The 24,502-nt window shown below is 53.2% G+C and carries 22 protein-coding genes; 11 read left to right on the top strand and 11 right to left on the bottom strand.

What is annotated here, in order from left to right; translation table 11 throughout:
* Positions 1 to 58: 58 nt before the first annotated feature.
* The 5 genes from thiE to IE076_RS05850 all read right to left on the bottom strand — a co-directional run bounded on the left by thiE (position 59) and on the right by IE076_RS05850 (position 4,684).
* Positions 59 to 703: a thiamine phosphate synthase gene (gene thiE, locus IE076_RS05870; protein ID WP_189435845.1), complete on the bottom strand. Its 645-nt coding sequence runs from the start codon at positions 701 to 703 to the stop codon at positions 59 to 61.
* Complete coding sequence (gene thiM / locus IE076_RS05865) at positions 687 to 1,499, bottom strand: hydroxyethylthiazole kinase (protein ID WP_189435844.1); 813 nt, start codon at positions 1,497 to 1,499, stop codon at positions 687 to 689. Before thiM ends, thiE begins: the two co-directional genes overlap by 17 nt.
* A gap of 233 nt (positions 1,500 to 1,732) precedes the next feature.
* Positions 1,733 to 2,692: a tyrosine recombinase XerC gene (locus IE076_RS05860; RefSeq protein ID WP_189435843.1), complete on the bottom strand. Its 960-nt coding sequence runs from the start codon at positions 2,690 to 2,692 to the stop codon at positions 1,733 to 1,735.
* 81 nt (positions 2,693 to 2,773) lie between these two features.
* The gene (locus IE076_RS05855) at positions 2,774 to 3,859 is read right to left on the bottom strand and encodes a phospholipase D-like domain-containing protein (RefSeq protein ID WP_189435842.1); all 1,086 of its coding nucleotides are present in this window, start codon (positions 3,857 to 3,859) and stop codon (positions 2,774 to 2,776) included.
* A gap of 90 nt (positions 3,860 to 3,949) precedes the next feature.
* The gene (locus IE076_RS05850) at positions 3,950 to 4,684 is read right to left on the bottom strand and encodes an endonuclease (protein ID WP_189435841.1); all 735 of its coding nucleotides are present in this window, start codon (positions 4,682 to 4,684) and stop codon (positions 3,950 to 3,952) included.
* A gap of 256 nt (positions 4,685 to 4,940) precedes the next feature.
* Here IE076_RS05850 and IE076_RS05845 point away from each other — a divergent pair, with 256 nt between their 5' ends.
* Complete coding sequence (locus IE076_RS05845; RefSeq protein ID WP_189435840.1) at positions 4,941 to 5,528, top strand: transglutaminase domain-containing protein; 588 nt, start codon at positions 4,941 to 4,943, stop codon at positions 5,526 to 5,528.
* A gap of 539 nt (positions 5,529 to 6,067) precedes the next feature.
* On the opposite strand, the gene IE076_RS05840 is transcribed toward IE076_RS05845, so the two are convergent.
* Entirely contained in the window at positions 6,068 to 6,556 is a 489-nt protein-coding gene (locus tag IE076_RS05840; RefSeq protein WP_189435839.1) for a 2-thiouracil desulfurase family protein, read from the bottom strand.
* A 121-nt stretch (positions 6,557 to 6,677) separates the two neighbouring features.
* The gene (gene fsa, locus IE076_RS05835) at positions 6,678 to 7,331 is read right to left on the bottom strand and encodes a fructose-6-phosphate aldolase (protein WP_189435838.1); all 654 of its coding nucleotides are present in this window, start codon (positions 7,329 to 7,331) and stop codon (positions 6,678 to 6,680) included.
* Between the two features lie 201 nt (positions 7,332 to 7,532).
* On the opposite strand from fsa, the gene IE076_RS05830 reads away from it, so the two are divergent.
* The 6 genes from IE076_RS05830 to IE076_RS05805 all read left to right on the top strand — a co-directional run bounded on the left by IE076_RS05830 (position 7,533) and on the right by IE076_RS05805 (position 14,910).
* On the top strand, positions 7,533 to 9,746 hold the full coding sequence (locus IE076_RS05830) for a primosomal protein N' (protein ID WP_189435837.1): 2,214 nt from the start codon (positions 7,533 to 7,535) through the stop codon (positions 9,744 to 9,746).
* Between the two features lie 214 nt (positions 9,747 to 9,960).
* Positions 9,961 to 10,521 carry a F0F1 ATP synthase subunit delta gene (locus IE076_RS05825; protein ID WP_189435836.1) on the top strand — a complete coding sequence of 187 codons (561 nt, stop codon included), beginning with the start codon at positions 9,961 to 9,963 and terminating at the stop codon, positions 10,519 to 10,521.
* Entirely contained in the window at positions 10,521 to 12,050 is a 1,530-nt protein-coding gene (atpA, locus tag IE076_RS05820) for a F0F1 ATP synthase subunit alpha (protein ID WP_189435835.1), read from the top strand. The genes IE076_RS05825 and atpA overlap by 1 nt, the downstream gene beginning before the upstream one ends.
* A gap of 33 nt (positions 12,051 to 12,083) precedes the next feature.
* Complete coding sequence (locus IE076_RS05815) at positions 12,084 to 12,971, top strand: F0F1 ATP synthase subunit gamma (protein ID WP_189435834.1); 888 nt, start codon at positions 12,084 to 12,086, stop codon at positions 12,969 to 12,971.
* Positions 12,972 to 12,996: 25 nt separating this feature from the next.
* The gene (gene atpD / locus IE076_RS05810) at positions 12,997 to 14,421 is read left to right on the top strand and encodes a F0F1 ATP synthase subunit beta (RefSeq protein WP_189435833.1); all 1,425 of its coding nucleotides are present in this window, start codon (positions 12,997 to 12,999) and stop codon (positions 14,419 to 14,421) included.
* An 81-nt stretch (positions 14,422 to 14,502) separates the two neighbouring features.
* Positions 14,503 to 14,910, top strand: coding sequence for a F0F1 ATP synthase subunit epsilon (locus tag IE076_RS05805; protein WP_189435832.1), 408 nt, complete (start codon positions 14,503 to 14,505; stop codon positions 14,908 to 14,910).
* Positions 14,911 to 15,366: 456 nt separating this feature from the next.
* On the opposite strand, the gene IE076_RS05800 is transcribed toward IE076_RS05805, so the two are convergent.
* From IE076_RS05800 to IE076_RS05785, 4 genes are all read right to left on the bottom strand, one after another.
* Positions 15,367 to 15,582: a hypothetical protein gene (locus IE076_RS05800; protein ID WP_054664283.1), complete on the bottom strand. Its 216-nt coding sequence runs from the start codon at positions 15,580 to 15,582 to the stop codon at positions 15,367 to 15,369.
* Between the two features lie 379 nt (positions 15,583 to 15,961).
* Positions 15,962 to 17,590: an NTP transferase domain-containing protein gene (locus IE076_RS05795; RefSeq protein ID WP_189435831.1), complete on the bottom strand. Its 1,629-nt coding sequence runs from the start codon at positions 17,588 to 17,590 to the stop codon at positions 15,962 to 15,964.
* A 1-nt stretch (position 17,591) separates the two neighbouring features.
* Complete coding sequence (locus tag IE076_RS05790; RefSeq protein ID WP_189435830.1) at positions 17,592 to 18,650, bottom strand: XdhC family protein; 1,059 nt, start codon at positions 18,648 to 18,650, stop codon at positions 17,592 to 17,594.
* Between the two features lie 199 nt (positions 18,651 to 18,849).
* The gene (locus IE076_RS05785) at positions 18,850 to 20,460 is read right to left on the bottom strand and encodes a phosphoenolpyruvate carboxykinase (RefSeq protein WP_189435829.1); all 1,611 of its coding nucleotides are present in this window, start codon (positions 20,458 to 20,460) and stop codon (positions 18,850 to 18,852) included.
* 424 nt (positions 20,461 to 20,884) lie between these two features.
* Here IE076_RS05785 and IE076_RS05780 point away from each other — a divergent pair, with 424 nt between their 5' ends.
* From IE076_RS05780 to IE076_RS05765, 4 genes are all read left to right on the top strand, one after another.
* A complete protein-coding gene (locus IE076_RS05780) occupies positions 20,885 to 21,583 on the top strand; it encodes a response regulator transcription factor (RefSeq protein ID WP_189435828.1) in 699 nt (232 codons plus the stop codon).
* Positions 21,584 to 21,663: 80 nt separating this feature from the next.
* Complete coding sequence (locus tag IE076_RS05775) at positions 21,664 to 23,496, top strand: sensor histidine kinase (RefSeq protein WP_189435827.1); 1,833 nt, start codon at positions 21,664 to 21,666, stop codon at positions 23,494 to 23,496.
* Positions 23,493 to 23,987: an HPr kinase/phosphorylase gene (locus IE076_RS05770; protein WP_189435826.1), complete on the top strand. Its 495-nt coding sequence runs from the start codon at positions 23,493 to 23,495 to the stop codon at positions 23,985 to 23,987. Before IE076_RS05775 ends, IE076_RS05770 begins: the two co-directional genes overlap by 4 nt.
* Before the next feature lie 108 nt (positions 23,988 to 24,095).
* A complete protein-coding gene (locus tag IE076_RS05765; RefSeq protein ID WP_008548522.1) occupies positions 24,096 to 24,500 on the top strand; it encodes a PTS sugar transporter subunit IIA in 405 nt (134 codons plus the stop codon).
* The last annotated feature ends 2 nt before the right edge of the window (positions 24,501 to 24,502 follow it).

Raw genomic sequence — 24,502 nt, 5'->3', positions numbered from 1 at the left:
CTGGTTCTCTCATATATCAATGTAGATGGGCTCTGCGCGGAGTAAATGCGTGTTTATCCTATCGCCTTGGGTCTTTTGCGCTTTTTACGATTTCCCGAAGCCTGCGTGTCGCTGCCGATGGATTGGATGCCCCACAGATTGCAGAAATTACTGCAACCCCATCTGCTCCAGCTTTGATTACCTGATCCGCATTGGCAAGCGAAATCCCACCGATTCCAACCACTGGTAAACTGGACTGAGCTGTCAGACCCGTAAAACTCTGCATACCTACTTCAGCCGCATCGTCCTTGCTGTTTGTCGGGAAACACGCCCCGATACCAAGGTAATCACAGGCAGCTATATGCGCAGCATCAAGTTCGTTCTGAGTGCTCACCGAAAGCCCAAGTAGTTTGTCAGGGCCGATAAGCTGCCGTGTTTTCAAGGCATCCATATCGTCCTGCCCAACATGAACACCAGCTGCATCAACAGCGAGTGCCACATCCACGCGATTATTGACGATCAAAGGCACATCGAGTGGCGTGAGCGCTTGCATCAATTGGCCCGCCAACTCAATTTGAGCGCGTGTGCTGCCGGTTTTATCTCGCAGCTGAACAACAGTTGCGCCGTTCTGCGCTGCCGCCACAGCGATATCAACGGGGTTCTGGCCCGGGCAATCCTGTGGCCCCAGCACCAGATAAACGGAAAGATCAAACAACGGTTTCATGCATCTCAACCCGAGCCGTTTCTTTGATATGATCACCGCTCAGATAATAGAGCCCATTGATAATATCCTGCTGCAAACTGGCTGGTCCTTCGGTGGTCTTCGCAGTGATCTCACCAACGACACCCAGATAAACCATTGCGTGGATTGCTGCATAAAACGGGTCATCACAAACAGCCAATGTTGCGCCAATCAAAGCCGTTGCCGTACATCCAAGTCCGGTCACATAAGGCATCATGGCATCGCCATTGGCAACTTCAGCGGTACGTGTACCATCCGTGATAAAATCTACCGGACCAGAGACCACAACCACAGCACCAGTTCGCTTCGCCAGCTCTATGGCACCTGCCAGTGCAGCTTCGGAACTATCAGTGCTATCAACGCCTTTCCCACCGCTGCCTTGGCCCGCAAGTGCCATAATCTCGGAGGCATTGCCGCGAATAACGCTTGGCTTATTCTCCAACAATTCATTAGCAAGTTTCGTGCGGAAGGTCAGTGCACCAACTGCAACCGGATCGAGCGCCCAAGGACGCCCTGCCTTGTGAGCAGCAGCAGTTGCAAGCTTCATCGCTTCTGCCTGCAAAGGCGTAACGGTGCCAACGTTGACCACTAATGCACCTGCAACACGAGCAAGTTCAGGGGCTTCTTCTGGACTATCCACCATGGCAGGGGAGGCGCCAATAGCCAGCAGGGCGTTGGCTGTGGTGTTCGCCACCACGATATTCGTCATGTTATGGACGAGCGGACTGTTTTCTCGAATGGCAGCAAGAGTTGCGCAAGCGCTTTCGACACGACCCATATTTATCCTCGGTCTTGTTGTGCGAAAGAGAGCAGGTGTCGGGATGTTGGCAAACCGCCAGAAAATCTTTCCCCCCGACACGGTGTGAGTGCTCCCTTCGCTGGAATTATCCAGAGCAGGTTCATCGGGTATAATCTCAGCCACAACACACGTGTTGGGCACCCCGTTTCACAACTACAAGCCTAGGGGATCTGACAAGTGAGATCAAGCTGGTCTCCGGGAGGCGAGGGAGCTCAACGTCGCCGGTGCGCCTTGTCATAGGCATCCAGCAACTGAGCGCTGTTCACCTCAGTATAGATCTGGGTCGTGGAGAGGCTTGCATGACCCAAAAGTTCCTGAATACTGCGCAAATCTCCGCCTTCTGAGAGCAAATGCGTCGCAAAGGAATGTCGCAAAGCATGCGGTGTTGCTGTATCTGGCAGACCAAGTGCACTGCGGATCTTTTGCATCGCCAGCTGGATCATCCGCGGGTTCAGTGGTCCACCGCGAACACCTCGAAAAAGAGGGGAGTTCGCAGACAGATTGAACGGGCACTGGTCCTTGTAAGACTCAATCGCTTCAACAACCACGGGAAGCACCGGAACGATGCGCTCCTTGTTGCCTTTTCCCCGTATCTTGAGTGACTTATCCCCCTTCTTCGGTGCAATTGCTGGCGTCAGCGACAGCGCCTCGGAAATACGTAATCCGCAACCGTAGAGCAATGTGAAGACTGCAGCATTGCGGGCTTCGACCCAGGGGGTGTCTTCAAAAGCCAGATCAGTGCTGACAATGGCCTTGGCCTCTTCAATGGGGATAGGCTTGGGCAGGGTGCGGGGAAGTCTCGGCGTACGCACGGCCGCCGCGCCCGCTGCGTTGACCTCGCCGCGCTCCTCAAGAAACGACAGGAAAGAGCGGATGCCAGCAAGCCCTCGGGCAAGTGTCCGGGTCTGTGCACCGTCCCTCCGCCGGGTTGCCAGAAATGCGCGAAAGTCCTTTGGTTTCAATGACTCAAGGTGCCGTAGAGCAACTGCCTCACCTTCATAACTGGTCAGGAAACGAAGGAACTGAGTCGTGTCGCGCTCATAGGCTTCCAGCGTCCGTTCAGCAAGGCGCCGTTCGGACCCAAGATGATCAATCCAGTCTTCAATTGCTGCGGCAACATCTGGTTTACAGATGATGAGTAAGTCTTCGCCGCTATCAAGGGAATTTGCCATTTGCAAAGTGTAGGGGGCAAATCTAGCTGAATGGTTACCAAAAGCTAAACAATCGCCCCTTAGTAAAATGCATGAACAGATTTAGGTGATAACGATCGGCTCGCCATGATCACTGATGATCCGGTCAATCTCCTGCCGTGCCGCAAGTGCAAACCGCCTCTGGTTCACTGTCGGCACCAGCGAATCCCCCAGCACGACGATGTTCTCGTCATTAAACCGGTTCGCAGGCCCCGTATAGTTGAAGCTCCCAACAATCATGACGCTGTCATCGATCACCATAAGCTTATGGTGCAGCTTACCAATTCGGCTTGAGCCGCGCACGAAATGCAAGTCGGCCCCCGCTTCTGCAAGAGGCCGTGTCGCCGCCCAGTCCTGCCCGCCTTGCCGCGCATCCAGCGCTCCGCGAACACGACGTCCTGCGTCCATCAACAACAACATGGCATCATCAATGCCGGAGCTTTTGGAGAAGGTGAAGATCGCAAAATCGACCCGTTCCTTAGCTTTTGTCATCTGTTTAGTGACTTCCATCTCGGGCGCATGGTCCGGAGCAAAGCAGACTTTCACGCGGATATCGTCAACCACCACCTCTTTGGGCGTATTCTCAGCTTCGTTCTCATCCACGCTGTATCGGCCAAATCTCCCGCGCTTAATCTCCCTGAATTCCCGCTCGAAGATCTCCGCAACCTCCTCATTCTTGATAATCAGAAGGTGGTTCAAATTCCGATGAGTGCCGGTTTCAGTGAAGTTGGTGGAGCCGGTCAAAACCGCATTGCCATCGCGGATGATGAATTTCTGGTGGAATATCCGCGGGTTAAAATCAGTCCGCACCCACACCTTGGAGCGTAGCAAGGCCGCATGAAGTTGCCGGTTCACTTCATTCTCAACGTCAGGGTCGCTGGTGTGCGGATCGTCCGCAGGCTCATCAACGCTCAGGTAATCCGCCTCGGATACCACGCGCACTCGCACACCGCGTCGCTTTGCGTTGATAATTGCGTTGGCTATGCGTTTATTGTCTATTTCTTGAATTGCTATGTCGAGCGAACGCTCCGCAGCATCAATAAACCCGATGATCTCGCCCTCCAAATCATCCAGCGGATTATCCGGCAAATGATCGAGGACTGTCTTCGGACCAACGAGGAATTTCAGATTCTCAGTTTCAACTGCCATAGGACCCTCCCACCGTCATCGCAGTCTACCTGAGTGCAGCAGGTATGTCGGTCCGCAATTATGACGGTAGGAAGGGACAGTGGTACTAACTTAGAAGCCTACCGAAACATGCGGGTTGGTGTTTCCCTGAACTTGCAGGATGCGCGCATCTCGCAGCTGCTCTTCCTCAGAGACAGGATCATCCACCATCCATTGGGTGAACATTTCGACCTCTTCGTCAGTCAGTGGCATGCCGTAGGTGGACTGCATGTACAGGTAGGTCCGCGCAATATCCCCCCGCGTATCGGCCATGGGCTCAACAACCTTCCGGCTGCTGTCAATTTCAAAGTCACAGGCACCATAAGTCCGGTCCTCACCGGAAATCACCGCCATGCGATAGTTGGAGCGATCTCCGTTCAGCTCACCAACGGCTGGCACCAGATTATGAAGGTCAGCTTCCATTTGCTTGAACTCAGGATCAATCTTGGAGCAGCACCGGCGCCCCTTGTAGGATTTGCCTGACTTCGTGGTGCAGGCAGCGTCGCCTTCTGTCCAGCACGCCCGTGTTTTGCCAAAGCGTGAAGCGGGTACAACGTGTTCCCACTCAATCCGTTTCCCCCGCTTGGCGTTCTTGCGTGGTTCGTATCCGCAGCTGTCCGCATCAACCTGCTTCTCGGCGTCATAGGTACAGCCACAATAGAAGCTCTCCCGATACTCTTCCGTTGGATAAATGTGCTTTTCCAACAGGCGCTTGGCCTGAGAAAAGCTGGTTGGCGGTGCAGAAAAGGCCGTGGCGGCCCAAAAACAGGTCAAAAGGGCAGCGGAGACTACGATTAATTTGCGCATGAAGAGGTCTTTCAAGGTCACCATCAGAAGCTGATCAAGGAGAGTTAAAGTTCTCCTGCCAACACTGTTTGACGCGGTGGATACAGGTTTGTGCGCCGCCACTCTGCCCGAATGAATGGGTGCGAACCTTGCCAAGAGGGAAGAGGGGGAGGAAAACACCACTAAGCGAAAAATGCAGAATGGCAGGCTTTGCTTATGGATACTTTTGGGAAATACTAGGTCTCACTTATTTTGAACAGCGAGCAGTGGAACCTAAGTGGCGCAATACAAAGAATTTTTACAAAGGGTGATTTCAGAGAACAGCTTAACCACGCTTCCGCAGATTTATCACCGCGTGCGTAACATCCAATACGGGTCAACAGGCAACCGTGATCCGAGGATTGTCTACACAAGCAAGGTCGGGTCGTGCTCGGGCAAACATATCTTGCTGAGAGACCTGCTCCGCAGCGCTGGGTATGAGGCGGAGATTATCACCATGTTCACGTACTTCAATGAAAGTAGCCCAATCCACGCAAGCTTCCCAGAAGAACTCAAGGTTATCGCAACCCACGAACGGGTTCCGGACTTTCATCATTATGTGCGGGTGTTGCAACAGGGCGCATGGTTGAACCTGGATGCCACGTGGCACGATGCTCTTTCAACCTTCGGCTTTAAGGTAAACCATGGTTGGGACGGCACTACTCATACCAAACTTGCCTCGGTTGTTGAGCGGGAATATCCCAACACGGAAAACATCATTGACCTGAAAGCAGACCTTGTCGCCAGCCTCCCAAAAGATCAGCAGGAGTTACGGCAGAAGTACTTTCACCTGATGACGGAATGGATTGCAGCAAACGCAGCATAGAGATCATAATGGACTCGCTGACGAATGCGTACCTTTGGCTGGTCTTAGGGGAGAGCGGAAAGGTGTATGAGGAGGCTCAGAAACACCTAAACATGAAGTGCCCGGTTTTGTTTGCTGATTGGGTGTAAACGCGATGATTTGGTATCAGAATTTTGTCTAAGAAACAGATTTGATGAGATGTTCAACAATACTGGTGAGCAATTAGAATGACTGAATTAGCAAGTTACGAGCCTAGCATAATTGATCGATCCTTCCTTGTTGGTAGGAAAATAGCGCACTCTTACAGAATCGCTGACAATATTGTTGCTTTCGTTTGTGATACGACTTTTTTCGATAAAGAAGATAGGCATTTAATCGTCAAGTTTTCCTACTCAGGGAACGTTCAGTACCATAGGGTTAGCGTGAGTGACATGGATAAATTCGAGAAGATATTCAATGTCGTAAGAGATAAATGTGAATGAGCAGGGTTTCAGCAAGTAGAGAAAGTTCTAGCTGAGTGGACCCTTGCGTCATTCAATACTCTCACTAAGAGCCTAAACCTAGCCGCGCAAGCGCTCCGCAAGTTGCTGGATTTGGTGTTGTGCGAAGACTTCAATGCCATTCTTGCGAAGATCTGCAGCCACCACGCCCATGCCGGGACGGTTCTTACCGTCATGATTACCGCTGTAGATGAAGGTGCTACCGCAAGAAGGGCTGCCATCAGTCAGCAATGCGAAGCGGCACCCTGCTTCGGCAGCAGTCTTCACAGCTATGCTTGCCCCAAGACAAAACTGCTCGGTCACATCGCCGCCGGTGTTTTCAAAGATGCGGCCTTTGCCTTCAAGAACGTCCGTGCCTACGTGGGCTTCCTCAATCTCCGCTGGTGGGCGAGGGGTAGGGAACCCAGCTGCCACTTCAGGGCAAAGCGGAACCAGAATGCCCGCTCCCTGCCATTCAGCAAGAAGGCTGCTTTGCAGGTTCAGGCCACTGCCGTTGTATCGAACAGGTTCGCCCAGCAGGCAGGCGCTTATCAAAATCTTCTCAGGCATAATATCTGGCGCTCAACATCCATGCAGGATCTGGTGGGATTCATCCGCACGATAAAACAAAAAAAGCGCAGACCGAAAGGCCTGCGCTTGGTGCCTTCACATTATGTATGACAGAAAGAGCTTAAACGATGCTCTGGCCGGTTGCAGCCCAGTCCTTCATGAATGCTTCCAGACCCTTGTCGGTCAGTGGATGCTTCACGAGGCCCTTCAGCGTAGAAGGTGGAATGGTAGCAACATCAGCACCGATAAGCGCACAGTCTTTCACGTGGTTTGCACTACGGATGGAAGCTGCAAGAATTTCGGTGTTGAAGCCGTAGTTGTCATAGATCTGACGGATTTCAGCAATCAGGTCGAGACCTTCAATGTTGATGTCGTCCAGACGACCGATGAATGGAGAGATGAAGGTCGCGCCAGCTTTTGCAGCCAGAAGAGCCTGGTTTGCAGAGAAGCAAAGGGTCACGTTGGTCTGAACGCCTTTGTTTGCCAGAGTGCGGCAAGCCTTCAGGCCTTCCAGTGTCAAAGGCAGCTTGATGCAGATGTTGTCTGCAATTGCGATCAGCTCTTCAGCTTCTTTCAGCATGCCTTCAGCGTCAGTCGCGACAACTTCAGCAGAAACCGGACCATCCACAAGCTCGCAGATCTCTGCGATGACTTCTTTCATTGGACGACCGGATTTCATGATAAGAGATGGGTTGGTGGTAACACCATCGAGAAGACCGGTTGCAGCCAGCTCTTTAATGTCGTTGGTGTCAGCTGTATCAACGAAGAATTTCATGCCAGAAAGGCTCCTGATTTCAAAGCAGCCTCTCTTTATATACTGGAGGCCTTGGGGTGAATTTGGGTATGTGTTTAGCGCAGAGTGCATGGAAACAACAAGAGTAAAACCCGTTAAAGCGTATTCCCGAAAAGCCTCTTTGAGTTTTAGGATAAGAAGACGCGGCAAAACCAGCAAATGCCCAACAAGGAAACGAGTTTCGTGAGTCAGCAAGACGAGTTTTTTGGCAGCCAACAATTGTGCGAACCAGAGGTAATTGTGCCTGTGCTGGTCCCCGTCGCTGTCGCAGGTGCCTATTCTTATAAGGTGCCAGCTGACATGGATGTCCGCCCCGGTTCTATCGTGCGCGTGCCACTTGGCCCGCGTGAGGTGATCGGTGCTGTGTGGGACGGAGAACCGGACAACAAGGTTAACCCCAAGAAGCTGAAAAGCATCCTGCACGTGTATGACACGCCTCCAATTGCTGAAGATCTTAGGAAATACATCGACTGGGTTGCCGCGTGGACGCTGGGCGCGCCGGGCATGGTTTTGCGCATGGTGCTGCGCTCAGAAGAGGCGCTGGAGCCCGAAGCTCTTCTGTCAGGCGTTCGCTATATAAATGGCATGCAGCCAGACCGGATGACGCCCGCCCGCTCTAAGGTCATGGAGCTGGTCGAAAACGGCATGGCATGGACGCGCGCCGGCTTGGCAGGCGCAGCTGGTGTCAGTTCCTCGGTAATCAACGGTCTTAAGACGCAGGGCGTGCTCGAAGAAGCGATGCTTCCGGCCACCCCGCCATTGCCCGATCCGGACCCCACACTCCCCGGCAGAAAGCTGACCGACCTTCAGCAAGGTGCAGCGAATCAGTTGTCCGAGGCCATCGGAAAAGGCTTCAAGGCCTTCCTTATTGATGGGGTGACAGGCTCGGGTAAAACCGAAGTCTACTTCGAAGCCGTCGCTGAAGCGCTTAAGAACGATGAGCAGGCGCTTGTATTGATCCCTGAAATCGCACTCACCAATCAGTTTTTGGACCGCTTCGAACAGAGATTCGGCGTCCGACCAGCTGAATGGCACTCCCAGGTGCCCCCAAAACGACGCGCAAGAACATGGCGCGGTGTCGCAAACGGCGAGGTGAAGGTGGTTGTCGGTGCACGTTCCGCACTTTTCCTTCCTTTTCACAGGCTCGGTTTGCTGGTCGTGGATGAAGAGCACGATACAGCCTACAAGCAAGATGATCGCGTTCCTTATAATGCGAGGGATATGGCCGTTGTTCGGGGGCATATCTCCGGCTTCCCCGTGGTCCTCGCCAGCGCAACACCATCTGTGGAAAGTCAGGTAAACGCAAAGCTGGGCCGATACACCAAAATCGTCCTCCCGGTGCGTGCATCCGGTGCGGAAATGCCGACGATCCGAGGCATCGATATGCGCTGCGACGGTCCCGAAAGAGGCAAGTGGCTGGCCCCCGCATTGATCAATGAAATTCAGCAAACGCTGACCAATGGAAACCAGGTTCTGCTGTTCCTGAACCGTAGGGGCTATGCCCCTCTGACCCTGTGCAGAACCTGCGGCCATCGGTTCCATTGTGAAAACTGCTCAGCGTGGCTTGTCGAGCACCGGTTTAAGGGCAAACTGGTATGTCACCACTGCGGCTATTCACAGCCAATTCCCGATAAATGTCCTGAGTGTAGCAACGCCGATTCTCTTGTCGCCTGCGGCCCCGGCGTGGAGCGAATTGCCGAAGATGTCTCCGCGTTATTCCCCGAAGCCCGCGTACTTGTACTCTCCTCGGATATGCCTGGCGGAACAGAGCGTATAAACCGCGAAATGAAGCTGGTTGAAGAGGGGCAGGTCGACATTGTCATTGGCACGCAGTTGGTCGCAAAAGGGCACAACTTCCCCTTAATGACGCTTGTCGGGGTGGTTGATGCTGATTTGGGCCTTGCAAACGGCGATCCAAGGGCAGCAGAGCGCACTTTCCAGCTTCTGGCCCAGGTCACAGGCCGTGCTGGCCGCATCCACGGAAAAGGCAAAGGTCTGCTGCAAACCTACAACCCGGAGCAGCCTGTCATAAGAGCACTGCTCTCGGGAAATGCCGAGGAATTCTACGCTGCAGAAATCGAGTCTCGCGAAAACGCCGGATTACCGCCATTCGGGCGGCTCGCAGCACTCATTATTTCGGGCCCTGACAGATCTCTCACCGAAAAATTTTCGAAAGCTTTGGCAGTAAATAGTCCTAGTGCGGAAGGCGTTCGCATACTGGGTCCGGCAGAGGCTGCAATGGCCCTTGTGAGGGGTAGATATCGCTTCCGTTTGCTGGCAATTGCCCCCCGAACTGTTGATTTACAAGGCTTTCTGAGAAACTGGTTGGCAGCCATGCCAAAGGCCACTGGTGGCATCAGAGTACAAGTTGATGTTGACCCCCAAAGTTTCATGTAGCGCTAGGTAGAAAGTTTGGCGGCGGAATGTATGCGTTACAATACCTACGCCATGTTGCAAGGCGTTCACGCGTGTGCTATGCGAAGCGCGGCTTTATCGGCACAGTTATCTCAGATTGTGCCATTCAAATTGAATTAGACGCGACTTATCAAGGATTTGGATTTCCGGCGAGCCAGCCGCCAGAATCTTGTATGCGCGGGAGAGCACGGATCCAGTGACTGACAACGTATCTCTCATTTCGGGCGTGGCCTTGCGTTATGCTTCTGCGCTGTTGGACCTTGCTGAAGAGCAGGGTGCGACGGCAGAAGTGGAGAAGGGTCTCGACCAGTTTGAAACACTCTTAAACGAGAGTGCTGATCTTGATCGTCTTATCAAGAGCCCCGTTTTTAGTGCAGACGTCCAAGTAAAGGCGGTCTCTGCTATTTTGGAAAAGGCCGGAATTTCCGGCCTGACCGCAAATTTTGTGAAGTTGGTTGCCCAAAACAGGCGCCTCTTCGCCGTTCCAGGTATGATCCAGGCTTTCCGTGCGCAGCTCGCTGCAAAACGTGGAGAAGTTACTGCTCTAGTAACCTCTGCAACGGAACTGACTGCTGAGCATGTCGCTGCTCTTCAAGAAGCACTCAACGCTTCTACGGGCAAGAACGTCAAGATTGTAGTGAAGGTAGATTCATCCATTCTAGGTGGTCTGGTCGTGAAGATCGGCAGCCGGATGATTGATACATCACTGCGTACCAAGCTTAACTCTCTTAAGTTCGCGATGAAAGAGGTCGGCTGATGGATATTCGGGCCGCGGAAATTTCCGCTATCCTCAAGGACCAGATCAAGAACTTCGGCCAGGAAGCCGAAGTGACTGAGGTTGGTCAAGTTCTGTCTGTAGGCGACGGCATTGCCCGCGTTTACGGCCTGGACAACGTCCAGGCAGGTGAAATGGTTGAATTCCCAGGTGGTATCCAGGGAATGGCATTGAACCTAGAAACAGACAATGTCGGTGTTGTTATCTTCGGTAACGACCGTGACATTAAAGAAGGCGACACGGTAAAACGTACCGGCGCTATTGTGGAAGTTCCAGTAGGTAAGGGTCTGTTGGGTCGCGTTGTCGATCCACTCGGTAACCCAATCGACGGCAAAGGTCCGATCGAAGCTACTGAACGTCGCCGCGTTGACGTGAAGGCACCAGGCATTCTGCCTCGTAAGTCTGTTCACGAGCCAATGTCTACGGGTCTTAAAGCGATTGACGCTCTGATCCCGATCGGACGTGGTCAGCGCGAATTGGTGATTGGTGACCGTCAGACCGGTAAAACCGCCATCATCCTCGACACCTTCCTCAACCAGAAGCCGCTGCACGCTTCTGACAACGAGCACGAAAAGCTGTACTGCATCTATGTTGCAGTTGGCCAGAAGCGCTCAACAGTTGCTCAGTTCGTTAAAGCTCTGGAAGATGCTGGTGCACTGGAATACTCCATTGTTGTTGCTGCAACCGCTTCCGATCCTGCACCACTGCAGTATCTGGCGCCGTTCGCAGGTACCACAATGGGTGAGTACTTCCGTGACAACTCCATGCACGCTGTAATCGGTTACGATGACCTGTCCAAACAGGCTGTTGCTTACCGTCAGATGTCCCTGCTGCTGCGTCGTCCACCAGGACGTGAAGCGTACCCAGGTGACGTGTTCTACCTGCACTCCCGTCTGCTCGAGCGTTCTGCTAAGCTGAACGAAGACCACGGCCTCGGCTCTCTGACCGCGCTGCCAGTGATCGAAACTCAGGCAAACGACGTGTCCGCGTATATTCCGACCAACGTGATCTCCATCACCGACGGTCAGATCTTCCTTGAAACTGATCTGTTCTTCCAGGGCATCCGTCCTGCTGTGAACGTCGGTCTCTCGGTTTCCCGCGTGGGCTCTTCTGCTCAGGTTAAAGCGATGAAGCAGGTTGCTGGCCCGATTAAGGGTGAACTGGCTCAGTACCGTGAAATGGCTGCGTTCGCGCAGTTTGGTTCTGATCTGGACGCAACTACTCAGAAGCTACTGAACCGTGGTGCACGCCTGACTGAATTGCTGAAACAGCCACAGTTCTCCCCGCTTAAGACGGAAGAACAGGTTGCAGTGATCTTCGCTGGTGTGAACGGCTACCTGGACGACCGTCCAGTGAGCGAAGTTCGCGACTTCGAAGCAGGCCTGCTGCGCTTCATGCGTGCAGAACATGCTGATATTCTCTCCGCTATCTGGGAGAAGAAAGCACTCGACGCCGATTTGACTGACAAGCTGAAAGCTGCACTGGACGCTTACGTCAAGACCCTCGGTTAATTCGAAGCAACGGGATAAGGAACGAGAGCGCCCATGGCGAGCCTCAAGGACCTAAAAAACCGCATCGCTTCGGTCAAGGCGACGCAGAAAATCACCAAGGCCATGAAAATGGTGGCCGCGGCGAAACTGCGTCGTGCCCAGGATGCTGCAGAAGCTAGTCGTCCCTATGCTAACCGCATGGGGAACGTACTTAGCAATCTTGCAGCTGGGTTCGAAGGTCGAGATGATGCGCCGAAGCTGATGACGGGTAACGGACAGGATCAGACACATCTGCTCCTCGTCTGCACAGCAGAGCGTGGTCTCTGTGGTGGTTTCAACTCGTCAATCGCACGTCTGGCACGTGATCACGCTGATCAACTTCTCGCCGAAGGTAAGACGGTCAAGATCGTCACCGTTGGTAAGAAGGGCTATGATGCCCTCAAGCGTGGCTACAGCCAGCACATTGTAGAGAATATCGAACTGCGCGGTCTGAAATCGATCGGGTACGGTGACGTCAAGCACATCGCTGACCTCGTCATGGAAATGTTCTATGAGGAAAAATTCGATGTCTGCACGCTGTTCTACGCGCAATTCCAATCGGTAATCAGTCAGGTTCCGACCGCAAAACAGCTCATCCCAGCTCAATTTGACGCTGCGGACGATGCTGAAGACGGTTCCTCTGGGGATGCACTTTACGAATACGAACCGGGCGAACAGGAGATCCTTGAGACTCTCTTGCCGCGCAACATCGGTATTCAGATCTTTAGCGCAATCCTTGAAAACGGTGCCTCCGAGCAGGGCGCGCGTATGGCCGCAATGGACAACGCAACGCGCAACGCCGGCGAAATGATCGACAAACTGACAACGACGTACAACCGTCAGCGTCAGGCACAGATCACAACGGAACTGATTGAAATTATTGCGGGCGCGGAAGCGCTCTGACCGAGTTGAGACGAGGATTTAAGTGATGGCTGACACGAAAGTCGGACGAATCACGCAGGTAATCGGCGCTGTTGTCGACGTTCACTTTCCTGGTGAACTCCCTGCAATTCTGAACGCTCTGGAAACTGACAACGGCGGTAACCGTCTGGTTCTCGAAGTTGCTCAGCACCTGGGCGAAAACACAGTACGTACAATCTGCATGGACGCGTCCGAAGGTCTCGTTCGTGGTCAGGAAGTACGTGACACTGGTGAACCTATCGCAGTTCCTGTTGGTGACGGCACTCTGGGCCGCATCATGAACGTGATTGGTGAGCCTGTTGATGAAGCTGGCCCAATTGAACACGATGCCAAGCGCGGCATTCACCAGGACGCTCCTGAGTTTGTTGAGCAGTCCACCGAAGCAGAAATTCTGCCAACCGGTATTAAGGTTGTTGACCTGATCGCACCTTACGCAAAGGGTGGTAAGATTGGTCTGTTCGGCGGTGCGGGCGTTGGTAAAACAGTTCTCATCATGGAATTGATCAACAACGTTGCTAAGGCACACGGTGGTTACTCTGTATTCGCTGGTGTTGGTGAGCGTACTCGTGAAGGTAACGACCTTTACTGGGAAATGATCGAATCCGGCGTGAACAAGGAAAAAGGCGGCGAAGGTTCTAAAGCTGCTCTTGTTTACGGTCAGATGAACGAACCTCCAGGAGCACGTGCACGTGTTGCTCTGACCGGTCTGACCATCGCGGAAGACTTCCGTGATAAAGGCCAGGACGTTCTGTTCTTCGTGGACAACATCTTCCGCTTTACGCAGGCTGGTGCAGAAGTGTCCGCACTTCTCGGCCGTATTCCTTCTGCTGTGGGCTACCAGCCTACTCTGGCAACCGACATGGGTTCCATGCAGGAGCGTATTACGACCACTTCCAAGGGTTCTATCACTTCCGTACAGGCCGTTTACGTGCCTGCGGATGACTTGACTGACCCTGCACCTGCTTCCACATTTGCCCACTTGGACGCGACAACGGTTCTTAACCGTGCGATCGCTGAAAAGGGCATCTACCCTGCTGTGGATCCACTGGACTCTTCCTCTCGTATGCTTGACCCGCGCATTATCGGTGACGAGCACTACGACGTTGCGACAGCTGTTCAGGAAACACTTCAGCGCTACAAAGCACTTCAGGACATCATCGCCATCCTTGGCATGGATGAACTTTCTGAAGAAGATAAGCTGGTTGTTGCTCGCGCACGTAAGATCGAGCGCTTCATGTCCCAGCCGTTCTTTGTTGCTGAGGTCTTCACTGGTTCCCCAGGTAAACTGGTTGCGCTCGAAGACACCATCAAAGGCTTTAAAGGCCTTGTTAATGGTGAATACGACCACCTGCCAGAAGCTGCATTCTACATGGTTGGCTCTATGGATGAGGCAATCGAGAAAGCTGCGAAACTGGCTGAGGACGCTGCTTAATCTCGGTTCTTTTGAACCGGTGACTTCTATAGGTGACGCGTAACCCGCGTCACTCATAGAAACGGATAGAGGATGAGCTAAATGGCTGAAGCATTTCAGTTTGAGCTGGTATCTCCAGAGCGCCTTCTGCTCTCAGCTAAGGTTACCGATGTAACCGTACCTGGTTCAGAAGGTGAGTTTGGTGTTGGCGCTGGTCACTCGCCGTTCTTGTCAACCATGCGTCCGGGTGTTGTAAAAGCGCTCAGCGAAGATGGTTCCAAGCACGAATACTTCGTGCGGGGTGGTTTTGCTGACGTTTCCACGTCTGGCATGACTGTTCTGGCGGAACAGGCGATCCCTATGGCCGATATCGATGCAGATTACATCGCACAGCAGATTCAAGATGCGAGTGAAGATGTAGCCGATGCAAAGAGTGAAGATGCACGTCAGGCAGCACGACTGGTACTTTCCCAGCTCACAGAGCTGCAGGAAGCTATCAAAGCGTCCTGATTGCACTTCCATGCTATAGCGCATCTCCGAAAACTGGTTTCCGGTTTTCGGATCAAGATACGCGGGAAGCAAAAGAACAACAAAAGCCTCGGCCCCGCCGAGGCTTTTTTGCGTTTATGGTGAGGATTGCGAACCCGATGGGTGATCCTATCTTGGGAGCCTGCAATAGGTCGCTGGAACGGGCAACGCCTAGAAGAGGCATCAGCTTAGGTGAGGGCGGTCACTGCATTGGTTTGCCGGCGCAGAGCTTCTCAGTCTCTCCTGAGGCTGTAAAGCAGGCATGAGGTTTGGTGGCTGACCAAGCCTGGTGCCGAGTACTCAGAGGCTCGACACCGCAGCTTCTTCCAAAAAACAAAAGCCTCGGCATGACCGGGGCTTTTTTGTAACTGCACAGCAGAAGGTTCTGCCATTCACCCGTATGAGCAAACAGCAGGGAGCGGAAAACAGCCCACTTGGTTAGGCTGCAATCCGTTTCTTGTTAGCTGCGGCATTGGCTGCGCGCATTTCCTCAGCACGCGCTTTGCGCTGCTCAGGTGTCTCGTAAACAATCGTGCGATGATACTCGCAGTAAGAGCCATTTTCAGCACGGTTTTTGCATGGGAAAGTGTAACTTCCGCTGTCGCCTTCAGTCCACTTGCACTGCCCGGCTTTTGGCATCACTGGTGCTTTCATTTAACTACCCTTGTTCTTTGGAACCATAGATCAAAGCCACATGCACGCGGGAGGAGCGTGTGAGCCATGCTCGCCGTTGGATCGCTGGAACCATTTTTGATTATGGGATCACCGGAATTTTTTTCTGCTGCATTTAAAGCAGACAAATTCACCGGACGGGAAAAAGATTATCTCCCTCTTTTCCAAATAGCCAGATATTTTTAGCTGTGTAAAAATGCTTACACAAGAAAATCTGGGTGAAATATTATTCTGATTTTTATTTACGCAAGTAAAACAACCAGATAACAATTCTCATGTGTATGCACCAATATTAACCACCCGATGAATTCCGAGGAATCACCCTGATCAAGAGTCATATTGATTCATGAATCGTGACAAATTATGGCTTTTGGGAGTGTTGTCCGAGCACGCCTCCTGCGTTTCGGAGCGCTTCGGGATCATCCAAATCACGTCGTGCAGATTCGCCAACTTCCACTGTGTAAACCACTGAAGGATTTTGCTGAATAACCGGCTTGCCGCCAATATCGCCTCTCAACCCAAGCAGATCCTCGAAAAAGGCCCGATTCCAGAGAACCGGATTGCCCCGTTTACCCTGCGTGGTGGCAACACCAATCAGCTGATCCTGTTCGATGCTGTGATGCTGAATCAGCGCGTTGATGTCCTGCGCAGAAATAAATGGCATGTCCCCAAGAAGCACAAGCGCCGCACTCGACTGCTCACTGACCGCCTCAATCCCCTGTTTGACCGAGGATGAAATACCCTCCGCGTACTTCGGATTATGTTGGAACTGGACAGGCAGCCCAGCGAGAGCCTTTTCCACCTTGGAGGCCATGGCCCCCGTCACCACGATGAGTTCGCTCAGCTCACTGGCAAGCGCCTGTTCAGCAACGTGCCGAACCACCGGCTTTCCGTCGATAAGCGCCAGCAGCTTGTTATGGTCCCCCATTCGCGAGGAATTACCCGCTGCCAGCAGCACGCCGCTGCAAACGGTCTTGGTGGCCTGTTTCGGGTGAGGATGACTACGTGGCTGAGGACGGCTATGAATCTCCTGCAGCAGCCCTCCAACGCCCATGGACATGATATCTGTACCTGTAACCTTAATCCCTGCAAGCAAGCGCTGCAGAACCCAGTCAAAGCCGTTCACTTGCGGACTGCGCGCGCACCCCGGCGCTCCGATCACTGGCTTTCCATCCAGCTCTCCAAGCACCAGCAGGTTCCCCGGATCAACCGGCATACCCACATGAATAACATCACCGCCAGCCGCAGCTATGGCAGCTGGAATAACATCGCCCTGATCAACCACCGCAGAGGCGCCAAACACAACGATCAGGTCTGCTTTCCGAAGCTGATCCCCGCTGAGCGCTCCGGTGAGTGCCTCCTCCTCGTGAGGTACACGAACCTCCGCTGAGATCGTGCTGTCGGCAATCTCCAGCCGCTCCCGTAGCACACGCAGGGTCTTCGTAACCGTCGCTTCTTTCAAATGCGGCAGCGTTGTTGAAACAACAGCAACTGATTTGGAGGAATAAGGCGCCACAGAAATTGCCTCGGAAATCTTGTCAGCCGCGATCTGGGCCAGTTTCTGATCAACGGCCAGCGGAATAATCTTCGCAGTCGCAAGCATGCGTCCTTCGCGGACTTCCGTAAACGGTGGCAAACACGCAAACGTAATCGCCGGATCAATCAGATTGGCTTGTGTCACCTTCTCGGCATCCACCTGCAACACACCGCTCTTCGCGGCAAAAAGATTGGCCCGTCCTGTAAACGGCGGGGAGACAGATACCGCATCCCCACAGGCGCGCTCGGCAAGCAGTGCAGCAGCTTCATCCTCATGAAGATCAGTCTCTTCAACCTGTGCAACAACGACCTCGGTGAACCCAGCGGCAATCAGCTGGCTCACGTCGCCCTCGCTCAGTTGATGTCCCTTCCTGAGGGAAAGACCATTGTGCCTGATGGAATGGGCGAGGTAACACCCAACGCTCTCTTCAGTCGCTTTGCTTCCAAACTTCACCTTAGACCGCCTTCTTCTGTTCAGCCTTGGTACCACGCAGTGCAACGATAATCTGGGCCAGCACGGCAACCGCGATCTCAGCAGGGTTTGCCGCGCCAATATCAAGCCCGATAGGGGCCTCGATGCGCGCAAACTCCTCTTCTGTCACACCTGCGGACAACAAACGCTCACGCCGTTTTGCATGTGTCTTGCGGCTGCCAAGAGCACCAACGTAAAAACACCCTGCTCTCAACGCCTCCATCAGCGGCAGATCATCAATCTTAGGGTCATGCGTGACGACGGCCACTGCAGTAAACGGATCAAACTTGAGCTGACCCATCACATCCTCGGGCCATTCCGCAAGCAACGGCACATCAGGGAACCGCTCTGGGGAGGCAAACGCCGTGCGCGGGTCAACGATGGTGATGTCGAACCCAGCTGTCTGGGCAATGGGAACCAGCGCCTGCGAAATGTGAACGGCACCAACCACCACGATACGCGTCGCCGGCACCTGCATGCTCAGAAAATACTCTTCACCGTCTTTCGACTGAAACACCCCGGACTTGCCGCTGCGCACACCATTTTCAAAGGCCGCTTCAAGCATCGCATCCTGAGCATCTGCGGCGTACAGCATGACAGAGGAGGCTCCGGTGGCAATATTAGTCAGCAGTGCTGCAGGCTGCCGCGTGGCTTTTGAGGTGTTCAGAAGCTTGATGTGATTTCGATCCGTCTCGTCATTCAGAGGCTGCAGATAAACGCCAATCTTCCCGCCGCAGGAAAGACCAACCCGCCACGCAGTCTCATCGGCAACGCCAAACTCGATCTTCCGCGCCTTGCCATCTTCGAGCACGTCCATGGCTTCCGCAACTACAGCCCCTTCCACACAGCCACCGGAGACCGAGCCTTCAAAATCGCCGTTCTCGTCGATGATCAGATAACTGCCCACGGGCCGTGGCGCAGAGCCCCATGTCTCGATAACCGTCGCCAGTACCAGCTTACGACCTTCCGATTGCCAACGCTCGGCGACACCAAGCACGTCGAGGTTCTGGGAGAGTTCTTGGGGCACAGTGGAAACAGACATGGCAGACTCGCAAATAAACAGGGTCTTTATGCGTAGTCCTATGCAAATGAACGCGAAAGTCTTGCACCGGAATACGCCCTAATAGAATGAGGAGCCTAGCCTGCTTCTTCAAGGGCGCGCAACAATAGAACAGCGTTCAGTAAAACAAAAAAGCGCCGGAACTTGCGTTCCAGCGCTCTTTTCAGGGGACTGAGTGCTGCTATTCAGCAGCAAGATTGATGACCGGGCCTGCATTAAGGACCGGATCATCAACGTGATCCAGGAAGATCTGGAAGTTCGCAGCGAACATGTCCACGAGCTTTGCAGCCTGTGCGTCATATTCAGCCGGATTGCTCCAGGTGCTCCGTGGATCAAGAATGCTGGTGTCAACACCTGGCACAGCAATAGGAACCATGAACCCGAAGTTCTCATCCTTGCGGAACTCGGCGTTGTTCAAAGAACCGTCCAATGCAGCGCGAAGCAGAGCACGGGTTTCTTTGATCGGCATACGGTGACCAATACCATAGGCACCACCGGTCCAGCCTGTGTTCACCAGCCAGCAATCCACACCATGCTCACGGATCAGGTCTTTCAGCAGACCGCCGTATTCCGATGGATGGCGTGGCATGAATGGCGCGCCAAAGCAGGTGGAGAAGGTCGCCTGTGGTTCTGTTACGCCACGCTCTGTACCAGCAACCTTCGCGGTGTACCCGGACAGGAAGTGGTACATCGCCTGTGCATCGCTGAGCTTGGCGATCGGAGGCAGTACACCAAACGCATCAGCTGTCAGCATGATGATGTTTTTGGGATGCGGCGCGCGGCCACTCTCACTTGCATTTGGAATGAAGTGAATAGGATAGGAACAACGGGTGTTTTCCGTTTTGGAGCCGTCGTCAAAGTCAGGAATACGAGCTTCGTCCAACACAACATTCTCAAGAATGGTGCCAAAACGCTGTGTTGTCGCAAAAATCTCAGGCTCGGCTTCTTTGGAAAGACGAATTGTCTTCGCGTAGCAGCCACCTTCAAAGTTGAAGATGCCGTCCGGACCCCAACCATGCTCGTCATCACCAATCAGCGTACGGGCTGGATCAGCGGAAAGCGTGGTCTTGCCAGTGCCGGAAAGGCCAAAGAAAACAGCAGCATCGTCGTTGTCACCAACATTGGCAGAGCAGTGCATTGGCATCACACCGTCTTCTGGCAACATGTAGTTCAGCATGGAGAAGACGGACTTCTTCATTTCACCGGCATACGCAGTGCCAGCAATCAGAACGATCTTGTTGGTCAGATCACAAGCGATAACCGTTTCACTCCGGCAACCATGACGCTCTGGATCAGCATTGAAGCTTGGTAGGTCGATGATGGTCATCTCTGCTTCAAAGGTCTTCAAGTCTTCGCGGGAAGGGCGAAGAAGCATGTTGCGGATAAAGTGGTTATGCCATGCCAGCTCGTTATAAACGCGAACGTTTAGCTGACGCGCTGGGTCGGCGCCTCCATAAAGGTCCTGTACATACAGCTCCATGCCTTCAGCATGTGCCAGCATGTCCTGCAAAAGAACGTTGAAGTGCTCTGGGCTCATAGCGCCGCTGTTGTCCCACCAGATCGTATTCTCGGTCTTGGCGTCACGAACAACAAACTTGTCTTTTGGAGAGCGGCCTGTATGAGCACCGGTTTCTGCACAAAGCGCACCGCCAGCAGCGATCTGCGCTTCACCCTTCCTGATAGCATGCTCATAAAGTTCAGCTTCGGTCAGGTTCCAATACACACTGTTGAGTCCCTTCAATCCGAAGGTGTCACACCCAAACGCGGAATTCCGTAGTCCGAACTCTTTCATGTTCAGTAGTCCTTAATCGGCTCACAATTTACCTAGCGCTATTCAGTGGCACTATGCCAGTGAATTTTGCGATAACGCCCCTTGGATGGGCCAGTCAGGCTTAGAAAAGCAAGACCAGAAAGCCCACATTTTACTATTAAACCGATTGAAATAAGACCATTTACTGGCATACATTTATTTTGCTTATAAAAATAAACTCGAAAGAAACTAGGTTTTCACTTTTAACCGTTTAACGCTACACTTAATGAAGAAGACATGGCACTTGGCAGGCGGAACTTTGTCAAAAGTAGTGCCAAATAAGGAAATTTCCCAAATACCTTGCGACAACAGGGTTTTGCCTCATTTCAGAACTAGGGATCGCGCAAGTTAATCTCAAATCTGAACTAAGTAGCAAAACGAGCAAGAGAGGAATAAGGTCTCAGATATGCCAACTATTGCTCTGGTCGACGACGACCGTAACATTTTGACATCCGTCTCGATCGCTTTGGAAGCAGAGGGATACCGGGTGCAAACCTATACGGATGGAACCGTGGCCCTGGAAGGGTTGCAGGCAGATGCACCGGACCTTGCGATATTTGATATCAAGATGCCGCGCATGGATGGAATGGAGCTGTTGCGCCGTTTCCGCCAGATGTCGGATCTTCCTGTGATCTTCCTGACCTCGAAAGACGACGAGATCGATGAGCTGTTCGGCCTCAAGATGGGCGCCGATGACTTCATCCGTAAGCCATTCTCCCAGCGCTTGCTGGTCGAGCGGGTAAAAGCAGTGCTGCGCCGTGCCGCACCGCGTGATGCCGCAAGCTCCGCTGCCGAAGCCTCCAAGCTGCTCGAACGCGGCAATCTTGTTATGGATAAGGAACGCCACACCTGCACATGGTTAGGAAAGCCAGTCACCCTGACGGTCACTGAATTTCTGATCCTGTTTGCTCTGGCTCAGCGTCCGGGTGTTGTAAAAAGTCGTAATGCGCTCATGGATGCTGCCTACGACGATCAGGTTTATGTTGATGACCGCACCATCGACAGTCACATCAAGCGACTTCGTAAGAAATTCAAAGTGGTTGATGATGATTTTGACATGATCGAAACACTCTACGGTGTAGGTTATCGCTTCCGCGAGAACTAAGTCTTGCGCAGCCCGAGGGTCGGGTCTTTGAGGTTGGAAAAGCTCCGGAACAGTTGTTCCTGAGAGTTCGATAAGAGCGAATGTCGAAAAATAAAGAAGAACAAGAGCGGAAAGACGTCAAAGCTGACAAAGCTTCTGATGGCCTTGAATCGCAACACACAGGTGCGTTCCGATGGTTGGGACGCAGGCAGGTGCGCCAACGCGTCTTCACGCGGTGGATCTCGCTTGCAGGCATCTATGTCTTTTCTTCACTGACGCGCCGTATTCTGGTGCTCAACCTCGTCGGTCTTCTGGCGATGGTGATCTCAATTCTTTACTTGAACCAGTTTCAGGCGGGCCTGATTGATGCACGTGTGCAGTCCTTGCTGGTTCAGGGTGAGATTATTGCAGGTGCTATTGCGGCGTCCACCACGAGCGACGGTGACTCCCTCATGGTCGATCCGGAGCAGTTGCTGCGTTTGGAAGCCGGAGAGTCAACCAGTGCGCGCTCAACGCTCGGTGACCTCGATTTTCCAATCAATCCTGAGATTGTCGGCCCCATTCTGCGGCGGCTGATATCGCCCACCAAAACACGCGCCCGGATTTACGATCCTGAAGGCTTGCTGATGCTGGATTCCCGCCAGCTCCATGCCCAGAACCAGATTTTTCGCTTCGACCTGCCACCACCGGACGAGAGCAACGACCGCTTCTTCCAGAAAATGTGGGAGGAGCTGAAGCTCTGGATCCGCCGTGGTGAATACCCGCCCTACAAAGAAGTTGGCCGTACAGAAGGCCGCGAATACCCTGAGGTAGAGGCTGCGCTTGCGGGCTCGCCAGCATCTGTGGTGCGCGTTGGTGCGAAAGGCGAGATGGTTGTCGCCGTTGCCGTACCAATCCAGCGCTTCCGCGGTGTTCTGGGTGCGCTCCTGCTGTCAACGCAAGGCGGCGATATTGACGACATCGTTGCAGCTGAACGCAACGCGATCCTAAAAATCTTCATCGTCGCCGCTGTTGTGGTGATGATCCTCTCTGTCCTGCTCGCAGGAACCATCGCCGGCCCTGTTCGCCGCCTGTCCGAGGCTGCGCAAAAGGTTCAGTCTGCGATCAATACAAGAGAGGAAATCCCTGAGTTTGAAGACCGCTACGATGAAATCGGTCACCTGGCCCGCGCTCTGAGGAACATGACCAAGGCGTTGTACGGTCGCATGGACGCGATTGAAAGCTTCGCCGCCGATGTTGCCCACGAGCTGAAAAACCCTCTCACGTCGCTTCGAAGCGCAGTGGAAACGCTGCCGCTGGCCAGAACCGACCAGTCCCGTGAACGCCTACTGGAAGTCATCCAGCATGACGTAAGACGCCTTGACCGGCTCATCACCGATATCTCTGAGGCATCGCGCATTGATGCGGAGATGTCCCGTGCCGAATCTCATGAAGTTGATATGGCAACCCTGCTGGAAGCTGTTGTCTCCATCGCCAACGAACGTGCCCGAGATGACGTGGCGCACGTGGATCTGAAGTTTGTTCCTGCCAAACCGGGCGATAACTTCCACATGCAGGGCAATGATCAGCGTCTGGGGCAGGTTATCAATAACCTCATCGATAATGCCCGTTCATTTGCACCGGAAGGTACTCATGTTACAATCACGGGTAAACGCATAGGCGATCAGATTATCATCTGGGTTGAGGATTGTGGCCCCGGCATCAAAGAGGAACTCCGTGAGCGCGTCTTCGAGCGGTTCTACACGGACAGGCCAGAAGACGAAGGTTTCGGAAACAACTCTGGTCTGGGTCTGTCAATATGCCGCCAGATTGTTGAGGCACACCGAGGCGAAATCTCGGTAGTAAATCGAACCTCCACCGACGAAGAAGGGCAGGAGCCGAAAGTGCTTGGCGCCCGCTTCGTGATCAAACTGAGGGCGAAAACAACCTCATGACGACGCTGGATCAGAAACAAAGTGTACAGGCAGCAGAAGGGCAAGCGATACACGCGACCTGTCTGGTGGTTGGCACGAAAGGTATTCTGATCCGCGGACCTTCTGAAGCTGGAAAATCTGCGTTGGCGCTGGAGTTAATGGAACGCGCGCACCATAATGGCAATTTTGCAGCGCTCGTCGCAGATGATCGTGTCTACGTTTCTGAGAAAAATGGCCGCTTGGTGGGTTCATGCCCCAGTCCGATTAAGGGAAAGGCCGAGCTGAGAGGCTACGGCATCATCGACGTTCCATACCTCGATACGGCGGTTATCCATATGGTGCTGGATTTGGAGGCACGAGAGGAAATCGACCGGTTGCCGGACGAGCAGACGCTGACCTGTGAACTTTGCTCAGTCAAATTAATTCGGCAACAAGTGCCAAAAGAAGACCATTTGGCGGCGATCAGGCTCGCCAATGCACTTATTTTTACTAATCCAGTGCACAACTATTAGCCCTCTGTGCATGAACATGCCGATTTTTCTTGCACTGCAGCGTGTCCTTCAACAAAGTAGTATTGGAATAACCATAGAGTAGGCACTCTGTTAGTTCGCGGGAAATATATGATTGGTCTAGTTCTTGTCACCCATGGTCGGTTGGCAGAAGAGTTCAAATCGGCTCTTGAGCATGTTGTAGGTCCACAGGATCGGGTAGCAACCATCTGCATCGGCCCAGATGATGATATGGAACAACGTCGTCAGGACATCCTGCGATCTGTTGAAGCGGTCAATGACGGCTCGGGCGTTGTCCTTCTTACCGATATGTTCGGCGGCACGCCTTCAAATCTTGCTATTTCTGTGATGGATGGTGGTAGCGTCGAGGTCGTAGCTGGTGTAAACCTGCCGATGCTCATTAAACTTGCAAGCGTTCGGAATGAAAAGTCGCTTGCAGAAGCGGTTGAAGAAGCCCGCAGTGCAGGACAGAAGTACATCTCGGTCGCTTCGCAGGTCCTGTCTGGGCAAGGCTAACA

Origin of the sequence: Pseudovibrio japonicus (assembly GCF_014651595.1) — a bacterium.
GTDB lineage: Bacteria > Pseudomonadota > Alphaproteobacteria > Rhizobiales > Stappiaceae > Pseudovibrio > Pseudovibrio japonicus.
The sequence above is the reverse complement of the archived record's forward strand: the minus strand, read 5'-3'. Positions and strand labels throughout refer to the sequence as shown.

Bases quoted from the DNA above. Each gene is read 5' to 3' on its own strand.
- thiE (WP_189435845.1), bottom strand. From the start codon at position 703: ATGAAACCGTTGTTTGATCTTTCCGTTTATCTGGTGCTGGGGCCACAG.
- thiM (WP_189435844.1), bottom strand. From the start codon at position 1,499: ATGGGTCGTGTCGAAAGCGCTTGCGCAACTCTTGCTGCCATTCGAGAA.
- IE076_RS05860 (WP_189435843.1), bottom strand. From the start codon at position 2,692: ATGGCAAATTCCCTTGATAGCGGCGAAGACTTACTCATCATCTGTAAA.
- IE076_RS05855 (WP_189435842.1), bottom strand. From the start codon at position 3,859: ATGGCAGTTGAAACTGAGAATCTGAAATTCCTCGTTGGTCCGAAGACA.
- IE076_RS05850 (WP_189435841.1), bottom strand. From the start codon at position 4,684: ATGCGCAAATTAATCGTAGTCTCCGCTGCCCTTTTGACCTGTTTTTGG.
- IE076_RS05840 (WP_189435839.1), bottom strand. From the start codon at position 6,556: ATGCCTGAGAAGATTTTGATAAGCGCCTGCCTGCTGGGCGAACCTGTT.
- fsa (WP_189435838.1), bottom strand. From the start codon at position 7,331: ATGAAATTCTTCGTTGATACAGCTGACACCAACGACATTAAAGAGCTG.
- atpA (WP_189435835.1), top strand. From the start codon at position 10,521: ATGGATATTCGGGCCGCGGAAATTTCCGCTATCCTCAAGGACCAGATC.
- IE076_RS05815 (WP_189435834.1), top strand. From the start codon at position 12,084: ATGGCGAGCCTCAAGGACCTAAAAAACCGCATCGCTTCGGTCAAGGCG.
- atpD (WP_189435833.1), top strand. From the start codon at position 12,997: ATGGCTGACACGAAAGTCGGACGAATCACGCAGGTAATCGGCGCTGTT.
- IE076_RS05805 (WP_189435832.1), top strand. From the start codon at position 14,503: ATGGCTGAAGCATTTCAGTTTGAGCTGGTATCTCCAGAGCGCCTTCTG.
- IE076_RS05800 (WP_054664283.1), bottom strand. From the start codon at position 15,582: ATGAAAGCACCAGTGATGCCAAAAGCCGGGCAGTGCAAGTGGACTGAA.
- IE076_RS05790 (WP_189435830.1), bottom strand. From the start codon at position 18,650: ATGTCTGTTTCCACTGTGCCCCAAGAACTCTCCCAGAACCTCGACGTG.
- IE076_RS05785 (WP_189435829.1), bottom strand. From the start codon at position 20,460: ATGAAAGAGTTCGGACTACGGAATTCCGCGTTTGGGTGTGACACCTTC.
- IE076_RS05780 (WP_189435828.1), top strand. From the start codon at position 20,885: ATGCCAACTATTGCTCTGGTCGACGACGACCGTAACATTTTGACATCC.
- IE076_RS05775 (WP_189435827.1), top strand. From the start codon at position 21,664: ATGTCGAAAAATAAAGAAGAACAAGAGCGGAAAGACGTCAAAGCTGAC.
- IE076_RS05770 (WP_189435826.1), top strand. From the start codon at position 23,493: ATGACGACGCTGGATCAGAAACAAAGTGTACAGGCAGCAGAAGGGCAA.
- IE076_RS05765 (WP_008548522.1), top strand. From the start codon at position 24,096: ATGATTGGTCTAGTTCTTGTCACCCATGGTCGGTTGGCAGAAGAGTTC.